Origin of the sequence: Citrobacter sedlakii NBRC 105722 (assembly GCF_000759835.1) — a bacterium.
In the GTDB taxonomy this organism is placed as follows: Bacteria; Pseudomonadota; Gammaproteobacteria; order Enterobacterales; family Enterobacteriaceae; genus Citrobacter_A; species Citrobacter_A sedlakii.
Genome location: NZ_BBNB01000017.1, coordinates 1 through 12,595, shown reverse-complemented (window position 1 = coordinate 12,595; position 12,595 = coordinate 1). Strand labels below are relative to the sequence as shown.

Genomic DNA, 12,595 nt, shown 5'->3' with positions numbered 1-12,595 from the left:
TTATGCAACGAGGAATAGTCTGGGTAGTCGATGACGATAGTTCCATCCGTTGGGTGCTTGAACGTGCTCTCGCTGGGGCGGGTCTGAGTTGCACCACATTTGAAAACGGTAACGATGTACTGAACGCACTGGCGAGTAAAACGCCGGACGTATTGTTGTCCGACATTCGGATGCCTGGCATGGACGGGCTGGCGTTGTTAAAGCAGATCAAGCAGCGCCATCCAATGCTTCCGGTCATCATAATGACCGCGCATTCTGATCTGGATGCCGCCGTCAGCGCCTATCAGCAGGGCGCGTTTGATTACCTGCCAAAACCGTTTGATATCGACGAGGCCGTCGCGCTGGTTGAGCGCGCCATCAGCCATTATCAGGAACAGCAGCAGCCGCGCAATATTCAGATCAACGGCCCCACCACCGATATCATCGGCGAAGCGCCCGCCATGCAGGACGTGTTCCGCATTATCGGGCGGCTGTCCCGTTCTTCTATCAGCGTGCTGATTAATGGTGAGTCCGGGACCGGTAAAGAACTGGTCGCCCACGCGCTGCATCGCCATAGCCCACGGGCGAAAGCGCCGTTTATCGCGCTGAACATGGCGGCGATCCCAAAGGACCTGATTGAATCCGAGCTGTTTGGTCATGAAAAAGGGGCGTTTACCGGCGCGAACACCATTCGTCAGGGTCGCTTTGAGCAGGCCGATGGCGGTACGCTATTTCTTGATGAGATCGGCGATATGCCGCTGGATGTGCAGACACGCTTGCTGCGCGTGCTGGCTGACGGTCAGTTTTACCGCGTAGGCGGCTATGCGCCGGTGAAGGTGGATGTGCGAATTATCGCCGCCACGCACCAGAACCTCGAACAGCGGGTACAGGAAGGCAAATTTCGTGAAGACCTGTTCCACCGTTTGAACGTGATACGCGTTCATTTGCCGCCGCTGCGCGAACGGCGGGAGGACATTCCACGACTCGCCCGCCACTTCCTTCAGGTCGCGGCGCGTGAACTTGGCGTTGAGGCTAAACTGCTGCACCCGGAAACCGAAGCCGCGCTGACGCGTCTGGCGTGGCCGGGCAACGTTCGACAACTGGAAAATACCTGCCGTTGGTTAACGGTGATGGCGGCCGGTCAGGAGGTGTTGATCCAGGACCTGCCAGGCGAGCTGTTTGAAGCGACAGTGCCAGACAGCCCTTCCCACTTGCAGCCAGACAGTTGGGCGACCCTGCTGGCGCAGTGGGCGGATCGGGCGCTGCGTTCCGGTCATCAAAACCTGCTATCTGAAGCGCAGCCGGAAATGGAGCGCACCCTGCTGACAACTGCGTTACGCCACACCCAGGGGCATAAGCAGGAAGCCGCGCGACTGCTCGGCTGGGGTCGAAATACCCTGACGCGGAAGTTAAAAGAGCTGGGAATGGAGTAAGCGTCGGCGCGCGCGTGTAAAGATTAATAATTGAGCGCAAATTGCCGTTATTTTGCGCTTTACTGTTCCGATGAGTTGAGTATGATCGTGCCCGGCAAACGGGGGAGACATTATGCTGGAATCGATTATAAATCTGCTATCAAGCGGAGCGGTCGACAGCCACACGCCACAAACTGCGGTCGCCGCAGTACTGTGCGCGGCGCTGGTTGGGCTGTTCAGCTAACGGAGTGCCGGATAACGCTTACGCTTATCCGGCTAACTCTTTACTGTTCGGCTTAGATCACCCGCGAGAATTGCTGCATCCGCGCTTTCTGACGCAGATAAGCATCGAAGCACATGCAAATGTTGCGAATCAGCAAACGGCCTTTCGCTGTCACCTGAATCCCTTTCGCATTCACATCCACCAGCCCATCTTTCGCCAACGGCGCCAGCAGTTTCAGATCTTCCGCGAAGTAGTCGGCGACATTGAGATCCCATTGCTGTTCAACGGCAGAATAGTCGAGACGGAAATTGCAAATCAGCGACTTGATGACATCACGACGAATACAGTCGTCACGCGTCAGGGCTATGCCGCGCCACAGCGCATTTCCCTGTTCATCCACGTGCTGATAATAGTGCTTAAGCTCTTTCTGGTTCTGCGCATAGCAGTCGCCAATCATACTGATGGCGGAAACGCCCATCCCCAACAGGTCAGTATCGCCCTGGGTGGTGTAGCCCTGGAAATTACGATGCAAAACACCTTCACGCTGGGCAATCGCCAGCTCATCGTCCGGACGGGCAAAGTGATCCATGCCAATGAACTGATAGCCGCTCTCTGTCAGCGAGGCGATGGTCTGCTGGAGAATATCCAGCTTCTGCTGAGCACTCGGCAGATCCGCGTCTTTAATCTTACGCTGGGCGGCAAACAGCGTCGGCAGATGCGCGTAGTTAAAGACGCTCAGCCGATCCGGATTCAGTTCCGCCACCCGCTTCAGAGTAAAAGCGAAGCTTTCCGGCGTTTGTTTCGGCAAACCATAAATCAGGTCAATATTGGTGGAGGTAAAACCGATTTCACGGGCATGGTGAAGCAGCGCAAAGATAAACTCTTCGTCCTGTTCGCGGTTGACCAGACGCTGCACCTCTTTATTGAAGTCCTGCACCCCCATGCTCAGACGGTTAAAGCCTTCCGCACGTAAATGATCGAGCACATCCAGTTCAATTTCGCGCGGATCAACTTCGATCGAGATTTCCGCATCGGCGTTGAAATGGAAATTATCGCGCAGCAGGATCATTAAGCGGCTGATTTGCGCTTTATTCAGATAGGTTGGCGTACCGCCGCCCCAGTGCAGCTGGCTAACCTGCCGACCAGCAAACAAGGGCGCGCGGCGCAGAATTTCCTGTTCCAGGGCATCCAGATACTGATCGGCTTTGTGCTGCTGGCGGGTGACAATCTTATTGCAACCGCAGAAGTAACAGAGTTTGTGGCAAAACGGAATGTGGACGTACAGCGAGAGCGGACGCTCAGGATAACGCGCAACGGCCTGCAAGAATGCCTGCTCATCAAACGCTTCAGAAAACTCGAGCGCGGTCGGGTACGAGGTATATCGTGGCCCGGAATAGTTATATTTCTGGATCAGGGCCAGATCCCAGTCTATTTGTTGTTCAGACATGCTCACTCCTTCCGATGGCGTCTCTGGCGGGTACGGCGTACCGGCCTCACTCCATTGCGAGTGATAAGCCGGTTGCGCAGCCACTTTTGTCGCCGCGACAACCGTTGTAGTTTAACGAATAACCACACCAGATAACATATAACCGGAAGGGTTATAAGCAGGACGGGAAGGCCCACGGTGTAAACCGTCAGTTACCCCCGCGAAGCAGGCGCATCATATCTTCCTGCTGCTCGTCTTCTTCCTCTTCTTCGTCATCATCGTAGGAGAGGCCCAGCTTCTGCATCAGTTCGTCGATGCGATCCAGTTTGGCATCCACCCAGCTCTGATCTTCGGCGCTCAGGGTTTCGCCAGCTTCCAGACGTTCTAACAGCGCATCCAGGCGCTCATCCGTTTCCAGTAAATCCAACTCAGCCTGCGGTGAAAGCATAGGTTTCTCGCTCTTCGGTTTGTGCTGTTTGGTGACTTTTTCCGTCACGCCCAATGGAATGGGGGTTTTACTGCCAATACGTGGATCTTTTGCTTTTTTCTGGTTTTTTGCGCCCGTCGCCGCGTCGCCACCCGTCGCACGACTACCCGCCGCGTGACCACGGTGTTTTTTCTGGCGCTTGCGGTCGCGAGCTTCCTGATTCAGCTCTTCGCGGGTTTTACGGCGCGCCTTTGCAGGCCCTTTGCCGCGTGGTGTAGATGTGGATTTCATAGTGATTCGTCTTTGGCTGTTTTATTCAGTATACATTTGCGCCGGAATCTAGCAGAAATAAAGAAAAAAGGCGACAGATTGCTCTGTCGCCTTTTAACCTGACTCACAACCCTTAACGGGTTCTACATTCCGTGTCGGCTCTCAACGCACCCTGTTTTTCCTTCAGCCTGGAACGTTCCGTGTCTTTTCCATTTCCGTAATCTCAACGTCTCCGGACGTCTGTCTTCCTGACAATCCTGTGTCTTCGCCTCCTGGCGCTCCTGACCCTCATCCTGAGTCGTTTATCCTTCCAGCGTCCTCGCTATAAGTAATACTCTACTCTTTTGACGAAAACAGACAAGCCATCGGGCGTGTAATACAGACATTTTCAGATTATTACACAACGTTAATAGATTGATTTAGCTAATTTAATTGATTTTCAGCCCTGCAATTATGCCTAAATTTCGTATAAGAATTGTCGGCAATGTCTCACAAAGCACAGGGTTTTTGCTTACAGACGTCGCGCGCCGAAAAATCCGTCTTTTGCTGCCGTTCAGGTATAATCGCCGCAAAGCTTTGACTGACGGAGACGACCGCTTTGATTAACTTGAATTATCAACAGACGCATTTTGTGATGAGTGCGCCTGATATTCGCCATTTACCTTCCGACACCGGAATTGAAGTGGCTTTTGCTGGCCGTTCTAACGCAGGCAAATCCAGTGCGCTGAATACGCTGACCAATCAGAAAAGCCTGGCGCGGACCTCAAAAACGCCTGGCCGTACCCAGCTTATTAACCTGTTTGAAGTGGTCGACGGTAAACGCCTCGTTGACCTGCCTGGCTATGGCTACGCCGAAGTACCAGAGGAAATGAAGCGTAAATGGCAGCGTGCGCTGGGTGAGTATCTTGAAAAACGTCAGAGCCTGCAGGGTCTGGTTGTGCTAATGGACATTCGCCATCCGCTGAAAGATCTCGATCAGCAAATGATTCAATGGGCGGTTGAAAGCAATATCCAGGTACTGGTTCTGCTGACCAAAGCGGACAAACTGGCAAGCGGCGCGCGTAAGGCGCAGTTAAATAAAGTACGCGAAGCAGTGCTGGCTTTTAATGGCGATGTACAGGTTGAAGCGTTTTCGTCGCTGAAGAAACAGGGCGTGGATAAGTTGCGGCAGAAACTGGACAGTTGGTTTAGCGATTTGGCGCCGGTAGAAGACGTACAGGACGAAGCGTAAGTTTCGTCATGCCGGATAGCGGCGTCAATGCCTTATCCGGCCTACGGACTCATCTTTATAGCAGAAAGAACGCAATAAAAAACGCCCCAGTCAGAAACTGACTGGGGCGGCTAAAATATTCAGCCAAATCCGATTACGTGAAGTAAAAGGTCTGAAAGATAGAACATCTTACCTCTGTACCCTACGCGAATAACTTTACTCTTTTTTAAGCAGCTCAGAAAGCACTTTTTGTAATTTTTTTTCATTCTTTACATAAGGAATTCCAATACTCATCACAAAATGCTTCTGCTTATGTTGCTTACTTACGAAAAAGGTGAGTTATTCCGCGTCCTCTTAGTGCGCCTGATCCCAGTTTTCACCGCTACCGACTTCCACCAGCAACGGTACGTCAATGCGCGTACAGTTTTCCATCAATTGGTGGATCTGCTTCGACACGGCATCCAGGTCGTCTTTATGCACTTCGAACACCAGTTCATCGTGCACCTGCATGATCATACGAACGCGCGGCTGCTCGCTTTCCAGCCAGGCATCAACGGCAATCATCGCACGTTTGATGATATCGGCGGCGGTGCCCTGCATCGGGGCGTTGATCGCCGCACGCTCAGCACCTGCGCGGCGCGCGCCGTTGCTGGACTTAATATCCGGCAGATAGAGACGGCGGCCCTCCAGCGTTTCAACGTAGCCCTGCTCTTTCGCCTGGGCACGCGTACGCTCCATATACTCCAGAACGCCAGGATAACGCTCGAAGTAGAGATCCATATACTTCTGCGCTTCCTTGCGCGGAATGTTGAGCTGGCGCGCCAGACCAAAGGCGCTCATGCCGTAGATCAGGCCAAAGTTGATCGCTTTCGCGCTGCGACGCTGTTCATTCGTCACGGTGTCCAACGGCAGGCCAAACACTTCCGCCGCGGTGGCGCGGTGGATATCTTTGCCTTCTGCAAACGCGGTCAGCAGCCCTTTGTCACGCGACAGATGCGCCATAATGCGCAGTTCAATCTGCGAATAGTCGGCAGACACAATAACGTAGTCCTTCGGCGGGATGAACGCCTGACGGATACGACGTCCTTCTTCGTTACGTACCGGAATATTTTGCAGGTTCGGGTCGGTGGACGATAAACGCCCGGTTGCGGTGACGGCCTGATGATACGACGTATGTACGCGCCCGGTTTTCGGGTTAATCATTAACGGCAGTTTGTCAGTGTAGGTCGATTTCAGCTTCGCCAGACCACGATACTCCAGTATCACCTTCGGCAGTGGGTAATCCAGCGCCAGCTCTTCCAGCACCTCTTCCGACGTTGACGGCGCGCCTCCTGGGGTTTTCTTCAACGGCTTGATCCCCTGTTTTTCAAACAGGATGGTTTGCAGTTGTTTGGTTGAAGAAAGATTAAACGCTTCTCCTGCGATGTCGTGCGCTTTCTGCTCCAGCTCCGCCAGACGCAGCGTAATCTCTTCTGAATGCTTGTGCAGAACCGCCGGGTCGATCATCACACCGTTGCGCTCAACGCGGGAAAGCACCGGCACCAGCGGCATTTCGATGTTTTCGAAAACGTTCAGCGGTCCTTTATGCTGCTGAAGTTCTGGCCACATTTTCAGATGCAGTTGTAACGTGACGTCCGCATCTTCTGCCGCGTAGCGTCCCGCCTCTTCCAGGGCAATCTGGTTAAAGGTCAGCTGATTTTTGCCTTTGCCAGCAATCTCTTCGAAGGTGATGGTTTTGTGTTTCAGCCAGCGATCGGAGAGACTGTCCATATCGTGACGTCCGGCCACGCTGTTCAGGATGTAGGACTCCAGCATGGTATCAAAGGCAATGCCGCGCAGTTCTATGCCATAGTTCGCCAGAATGCCGCGATCGTATTTCAGGTTTTGCCCAACCTTGCGGACATTTTCGTCTTCCAGCAGCGGCTTGAGCAGTTCCAGCGCGCGGTCACGGGCGATCTGATCCGGCGCATCCAGATAATCATGCGCAACCGGAACATACGCCGCCACGCCGGGTTCAATAGCAAACGACAGTCCCACCAGGTTGGCGGTGAGGTTATCAAGGCTGTCCGTTTCAGTATCAAAAGCGAACACTGGCGCTTTTTTCAACTTCGCGATCCACGTTTTCAGCGTCGCTTCATCAAGGATGGTGACGTAGTTGTCATAAGAGAGCGCGGCGGCAGGCACGTCAGAGGCTTCATCAATCACAATCGTCTCTTGCGGTTTAGCCGCAGGCTTCGCGCCCTTCGCTTGCAGCCATTTTCCAGCCTCGACATCGGCGGTCCAGCGTTTGAACTCGTATTTGCGGAACAGGCCCAGCAGCTCATCGGCAATCGGCTGCTGTACAGCCAGTTGTTCACAGGTCAGTTCCAGTTCGACGTCGGTTTTAATGGTTGCCAGCTGGTAAGAGAGATAAGCAACTTCTTTATTTTGCTCAAGTTTACCCGCCATCGTTTTCGCCCCGCGAAAGGTCAGTCCGGCGATTTTCTCCGGCTCGGCATAGAGAGTATCAAGTCCTCCCAGCCCCTGGAGCAGCGCCTGGGCGGTCTTCTCGCCGACCCCCGGTACGCCCGGTATGTTGTCCGAGGAATCGCCCATCAGCGCCAGAAAGTCGATGATAAGCTCTGGCGGTACGCCATATTTATTGACCACTTCCTCCGGGCCCAGAATCGTGTTGGTCATGGTGTTGATCAGCGTAATATTGGGCGTAACCAGCTGCGCCATATCTTTATCACCGGTACTGATCAGCACCGGACGGCCCACCTTCTCGGCCTCGCGCGCGAGGGTGCCGATCACATCGTCCGCTTCCACGCCCGATACAGCCAGTAATGGCAGGCCCATCGCTTTCACCATCGCGTGCAGCGGCTCGATTTGCGCACGCAGGTCATCCGGCATCGGTGGGCGATGCGATTTGTAATGCTCGAATAACTCGTCACGGAAGGTTTTGCCTTTAGCATCAAACACCACTGCGGCATGCGTTGGCTGATACTGCAGGATCAGGCTGCGCAGCATGTTGAGGACGCCATACATCGCGCCTGTCGGCTCCCCCGCGCTGTTGGTCAGCGGCGGGAACGCATGGTATGCGCGATAAAGATAAGAGGAGCCATCTACAAGGATAAGTGGGTTTTCTGGGATCTGAACCATAATGTCCGTGCCTGTTTATCAGATTATGGGTAAAGGATGCCACAGACGGGATGAAAACATCAGTTTTTCGCCGCATTTGTAGGAATTCTTTTGTCGATCTTCGGGATCGCTCGCAACATTATCTGTGGATAACTTTGTGCATAATTAGTTTTCTTCGATTTAATTTCAAATGCATATTTTTGCGATAACTCATTTTACATATTATTTTCAATAAGTTATAAAATTAACCAGGAATTTTCCTCACCTTTTCAGTGAAATATGAAATGTGGATAGATAAGCTGTCTTTTTTGAATCAGCGAAGAACCGTCATTTGGATCGTTTTCTGATAAAATCAGCCACCTTGCGCATTTAAGCGCACTGTTTATGGCTAATCCTTTGAATACATTATTGATGACGAGATTGCTCGCTTCGCTGACGTTATTGCTGAGCATCGTACTGACCATTTTAGTCACTATTATCTGCTCTGTGCCGATCATCGTTGCCGGGATCGTAAAGCTTCTGCTCCCCGTCCCCAGCGTTTGGCGCAGGGTCTCCCTGTTTTGTAATTTTATGATGTACTGCTGGTGCGAAGGGCTGGCGCTGCTGCTACATCTAAATCCCTGGCTGAAATGGGATGTGGAAGGTCTGGAAGGGCTGAGCAAGAAAAACTGGTATCTGCTGGTTTGTAATCACCATAGCTGGGCAGATATCGTGGTACTTTGCGTACTCTTTCGTAAACACATTCCCATGAATAAGTACTTTCTCAAGCAGCAGTTAGCATGGGTACCTTTTATTGGCCTCGCCTGCTGGGCACTGGATATGCCGTTTATGAAGCGCTATTCGCGCGCTTATTTGCTGCGCCACCCGGAGCGGCGCGGTAAAGACGTGGAAACGACCCGCCGCTCGTGCGAGAAATTTCGTGCGCATCCGACAACCATCGTAAATTTTGTCGAAGGTTCCCGCTTTACTGAAGAAAAGCGCCAGCAAACCCGTTCACCGTATAAGAATCTGCTGGCGCCTAAAGCCGCGGGGATCGCAATGGCGCTAAACGTGCTGGGCGCCCAGTTCGACAAATTGCTTAATGTCACATTGTGCTACCCGGACAATGACCAGACGCCCTTCTACGACATGTTGAGAGGTAAGCTGACGCGCATTGTGGTTCGCGTGGATATGCAGCCCGTTACCCGGCAACTGCACGGGGACTACGTTAACGATAAAGACTTTAAGCGCCATTTCCAGCGCTGGCTGAATACGCTGTGGAGTGAAAAAGACGCCCAAATAGAGGCAATAAAAGCTGAAAATAATAAAGCCGGTCAGTGACCGGCTTTATTATTATTTTTTGCTGACCAGATATTTCACGGTATCTGCGTACTGCTGTACAAAGATATCCATGCTGCTGGTGTCCATCCCCTGCGGATTCACCTGATATTTGCCGTTAACAAACATCGCCGGAACGCCACTCAGTTCCAGGTCGGCCGCCGCTTTTTCCTGCTGTGCGACCAGTGATTTCACCACAAAGCTGTTCCACGCCGCGTCGTAGTCTTCACCCTTAACGCCAGCATCAACGAACACTTTACGAATATCCGCTACGCTTTGTACTGTCTGGTTTTTCTGTACCGCTTCGAACATCGGCACGGTTACTTTATCTTCCACACCCAGCGCCATCGCTACGGCCCACGCCTGGGTCAGATCTTTACCCAACGGGCCGAGGAATTCGACGTGGTATTTGGTCATTTTGACGCCTTCCGGCAGTTTTTTCTTCACGTTATCAGAAACATGAAGCACTTCTTCGAACTGGTAGCAGTGTGGGCAATAAAAAGAGAAGAATTCCAGCACCTGCGGCTCACCGGCAACGGGCTTTTCCAGTGTGGAGTACTGCTTGCCATCCTGGAATTGCGCTGCCGATGCGCTAAAAGCTAAAACCATACCAGCCAGCGCCAGCCAAATCTTTTTCATGATTGCGTCTCCGATTAATACATAGGTGTTAATTGTAATGGGGGTTCGTGCAGGATTTTAGTCTGCTCGATGAACGTCGCGGTCTGACGCTGCCAGTAATCTTCCCCGGTTAACCACGGGAAATTCTTAGGAAAGGCAGGATCGTCCCAACGACGCATCAGCCAGGCCAGATAATAAACTAAACGCATCGCGCGTAAAGGCTCTATTAGCCCGATTTCAGCCGGATTAAATTCACTAAATTCTTCATACGCTTCGATAATCGCTTCCAGCTGCATGCGCTGTTCCGCTTTGTCTCCATTCAGAAGCATCCAGAGATCCTGTATAGCCGGACCGTTACGGGAATCATCTAAATCCACAAACAGGGGTCCATCGCGCCAGAGAATGTTCCCGGCATGACAGTCGCCGTGTAGTCGCAGCATGTCAAACGATGTATGCCAGCGATCCGTCACCGCTGCGATCAGCGCATCGGTCGCTTTCAGGAAGGCCGTCTTCTGTCCGGAGGGAATAAGTACGGCATGCTCAAACAGTTTGCGCGGTTCAGTGAGGTATTCTTCCAGACCGATGGTGGGGCGGAACGTAAAAGGCTGACGTCGTCCGGTACGGTGCATACGCCCAAGATAGCGGCCAACTGACTCCATCTGATCGATATTATCCGCTTCAAACTGTCGGCCGCCTACGCTCGGGAAGATGGCGAAGTGGAATCCCTGATGATGCAACAGCGTCTGGCCATCAAAGGCCAGCGGTGCGGCCACCGGGACATCATCATTCACCAGTTCCTGCGCAAAATGATGCTCTTCCAGGATCTGTCCAACGGACCAGCGCTCAGGGCGATAGAATTTCACAACAAAACGCTGGCGATCTTCATCCTGAAACTGATAGACGCGGTTTTCGTAGCTGTTCAGCGGGGTCAGTCCGGAATCCACCCGGATCCCCTGTTCAAACAGCGCATCCATGATGGTATCCGGGTGTAATGTCTGGAAAGTAAAAGCGTTATCGTTCATCCCATCATCCGGAAAATGCTTTGAATGATTCAGGATATCATTTCATGACGGTTTCGGTTGCGCCGCTTACAAGCTTTTACTCTTTAATTACGCCGCGTGCGCGCAGCAGCGCCGTTTTGAAATCTTCCTCGTAGTCTTTCTGAATCCCGGGAATAACGGCGTCTTTGGCAGAGTCGCGCATTTTCAGGTGATAGATCAGAATGTCGTCAGTTAAATCCGCCAGCTCGCCGTCAAAACCTGACTCTTTGGCCAGTTTCTGCAAAAATTGCAGCAGGTTCAGGTCTGGCTCCTTTTGCCAGGCAGGCTGGAGGAGTTCAATAACTTCATTCAGACGTTTACATTTCATGGTAGTGCTCCTTACTCTTGAGACAGACACGTTAGCAGGGTCAATCCCACAATAAAAGAGGCGATATCAGTGAATGAGGATAGTGCAATAACAGGGGTTGTGCTGGCGGGCGGAAAAGCCAGGCGAATGGGCGGAATAGATAAGGGGTTACTTGAACTACAAGGGAAGCCGCTGTGGAAACACGTTGCCGATACGCTCTTATCGCAACTGGATAGTGTGATGGTGAACGCAAACCGCCATCTTGATCGCTATCGCGCCGGTGGGCTGAAGGTTATCACCGATTCACTGGAGGATTACCCCGGTCCGCTCGCCGGTATGCTTTCCGTTTTTCAGCAGGCGGAAGGCAACTGGTTTCTGTTTTGCCCGTGCGACACGCCGTTTATTCCTGATGATTTGGTCGCTCGCTTGCGACATCAGCGACACAATGCGCCAGTGGTATGGGTTCACGATGGCGAGCGGGATCATCCTACCATCGCGCTGGTAAATCGCTCGGTTCAGCCATTTTTGCAGCAGTATTTGTGCTCTGGTGAGCGCCGGGTAATGGTTTTTATGCGCCAGGCAGGCGGACATGCCGTTGATTTCAGCGATTGCAAAGAAGCTTTCGTAAACGTGAATACACTTGAGGAACTTGCCAGATGGCAGGACAAACCATAATCCCTTTACTGGCGATAGCTGCATGGAGTGGAACCGGAAAAACCACGCTGTTAAAAAAGCTGATTCCAGCGCTTTGCGCCAGCGGCGTCCGTCCGGGTTTGATCAAGCATACCCATCATAATATGGACGTGGATAAGCCAGGCAAAGACAGTTATGAACTGCGTAAAGCAGGAGCCATGCAAACCCTGGTCGCCAGCCAGCAGCGTTGGGCTCTAATGACTGAAACGCCAGAAGAAGCAGAGTTGGATTTAGCGTATCTGGCAAATCAGATGGATGCTTCTAAGCTGGACCTGGTGCTGGTAGAAGGGTTCAAGCATGAAACAGTGGCGAAGATCCTATTATTCCGCCAGGAATGCGGTCACGGGGTGGATGAACTGGCTGTAGACGAGCATGTCATTGCGATTGCCAGTGATGTGCCGCTTGACGTGAGCGTACCCGTTCTGGATATAAATGATATACCGCAGATCGCCACCTTTATTTTGGACTGGCTGAAGGGGAATTCCTCGCCGTCGCCCGAATAAAGCAAAGCCGCCATCCCGTGCCGGATGGCGTTGCGCTGAGATGGCCTGTA

13 protein-coding genes and 1 pseudogene are annotated in these 12,595 nt (G+C 52.5%); 6 read left to right on the top strand and 8 right to left on the bottom strand.

The window, feature by feature from the left end; genetic code table 11:
* Positions 1 to 2: 2 nt before the first annotated feature.
* Entirely contained in the window at positions 3 to 1,412 is a 1,410-nt protein-coding gene (gene glnG / locus CSE01S_RS20240; protein ID WP_042292676.1) for a nitrogen regulation protein NR(I), read from the top strand.
* Positions 1,413 to 1,524: 112 nt separating this feature from the next.
* Complete coding sequence (locus CSE01S_RS23195; protein WP_090050632.1) at positions 1,525 to 1,635, top strand: YshB family small membrane protein; 111 nt, start codon at positions 1,525 to 1,527, stop codon at positions 1,633 to 1,635.
* Between the two features lie 52 nt (positions 1,636 to 1,687).
* Here CSE01S_RS23195 and hemN read toward each other — a convergent pair whose 3' ends face one another.
* The 3 genes and pseudogenes from hemN to CSE01S_RS23565 form a co-directional block, all read right to left on the bottom strand.
* Complete coding sequence (gene hemN, locus CSE01S_RS20235) at positions 1,688 to 3,061, bottom strand: oxygen-independent coproporphyrinogen III oxidase (protein ID WP_042292421.1); 1,374 nt, start codon at positions 3,059 to 3,061, stop codon at positions 1,688 to 1,690.
* Positions 3,062 to 3,248: 187 nt separating this feature from the next.
* Positions 3,249 to 3,758, bottom strand: a complete 510-nt coding sequence (gene yihI, locus CSE01S_RS20230) for a Der GTPase-activating protein YihI (protein WP_042292418.1) — start codon at positions 3,756 to 3,758, stop codon at positions 3,249 to 3,251.
* A 112-nt stretch (positions 3,759 to 3,870) separates the two neighbouring features.
* Positions 3,871 to 4,123 (bottom strand): annotated as a pseudogene (locus CSE01S_RS23565) (hypothetical protein).
* A 212-nt stretch (positions 4,124 to 4,335) separates the two neighbouring features.
* Here CSE01S_RS23565 and yihA point away from each other — a divergent pair.
* The gene (gene yihA, locus CSE01S_RS20220) at positions 4,336 to 4,968 is read left to right on the top strand and encodes a ribosome biogenesis GTP-binding protein YihA/YsxC (RefSeq protein ID WP_042292415.1); all 633 of its coding nucleotides are present in this window, start codon (positions 4,336 to 4,338) and stop codon (positions 4,966 to 4,968) included.
* A gap of 119 nt (positions 4,969 to 5,087) precedes the next feature.
* Here the strand turns inward: yihA and spfP are convergent, their stop codons facing one another.
* Positions 5,088 to 5,135 (bottom strand): small protein SpfP, encoded by a 48-nt coding sequence (gene spfP / locus CSE01S_RS23640; RefSeq protein WP_071892919.1) that lies wholly within the window; start codon positions 5,133 to 5,135, stop codon positions 5,088 to 5,090.
* Positions 5,136 to 5,301: 166 nt separating this feature from the next.
* Positions 5,302 to 8,088, bottom strand: a complete 2,787-nt coding sequence (gene polA / locus CSE01S_RS20215) for a DNA polymerase I (protein WP_042292412.1) — start codon at positions 8,086 to 8,088, stop codon at positions 5,302 to 5,304.
* Between the two features lie 363 nt (positions 8,089 to 8,451).
* On the opposite strand from polA, the gene yihG reads away from it, so the two are divergent.
* Positions 8,452 to 9,387, top strand: a complete 936-nt coding sequence (yihG, locus tag CSE01S_RS20210) for a 1-acylglycerol-3-phosphate O-acyltransferase, YihG family (RefSeq protein ID WP_042292410.1) — start codon at positions 8,452 to 8,454, stop codon at positions 9,385 to 9,387.
* A 12-nt stretch (positions 9,388 to 9,399) separates the two neighbouring features.
* Here the strand turns inward: yihG and dsbA are convergent, their stop codons facing one another.
* From dsbA to CSE01S_RS20195, 3 genes are all read right to left on the bottom strand, one after another.
* Positions 9,400 to 10,023: a thiol:disulfide interchange protein DsbA gene (gene dsbA / locus CSE01S_RS20205; protein WP_042292408.1), complete on the bottom strand. Its 624-nt coding sequence runs from the start codon at positions 10,021 to 10,023 to the stop codon at positions 9,400 to 9,402.
* Between the two features lie 14 nt (positions 10,024 to 10,037).
* The gene (locus tag CSE01S_RS20200) at positions 10,038 to 11,024 is read right to left on the bottom strand and encodes a serine/threonine protein kinase (RefSeq protein ID WP_042292406.1); all 987 of its coding nucleotides are present in this window, start codon (positions 11,022 to 11,024) and stop codon (positions 10,038 to 10,040) included.
* Positions 11,025 to 11,100: 76 nt separating this feature from the next.
* Positions 11,101 to 11,370: a YihD family protein gene (locus CSE01S_RS20195; RefSeq protein ID WP_012133952.1), complete on the bottom strand. Its 270-nt coding sequence runs from the start codon at positions 11,368 to 11,370 to the stop codon at positions 11,101 to 11,103.
* Between the two features lie 69 nt (positions 11,371 to 11,439).
* Between CSE01S_RS20195 and mobA the strand changes: the two genes are divergently transcribed.
* Positions 11,440 to 12,024, top strand: a complete 585-nt coding sequence (gene mobA / locus CSE01S_RS20190) for a molybdenum cofactor guanylyltransferase MobA (protein ID WP_072015041.1) — start codon at positions 11,440 to 11,442, stop codon at positions 12,022 to 12,024.
* A complete protein-coding gene (gene mobB, locus CSE01S_RS20185; protein ID WP_042292398.1) occupies positions 12,006 to 12,545 on the top strand; it encodes a molybdopterin-guanine dinucleotide biosynthesis protein MobB in 540 nt (179 codons plus the stop codon). Before mobA ends, mobB begins: the two co-directional genes overlap by 19 nt.
* The last annotated feature ends 50 nt before the right edge of the window (positions 12,546 to 12,595 follow it).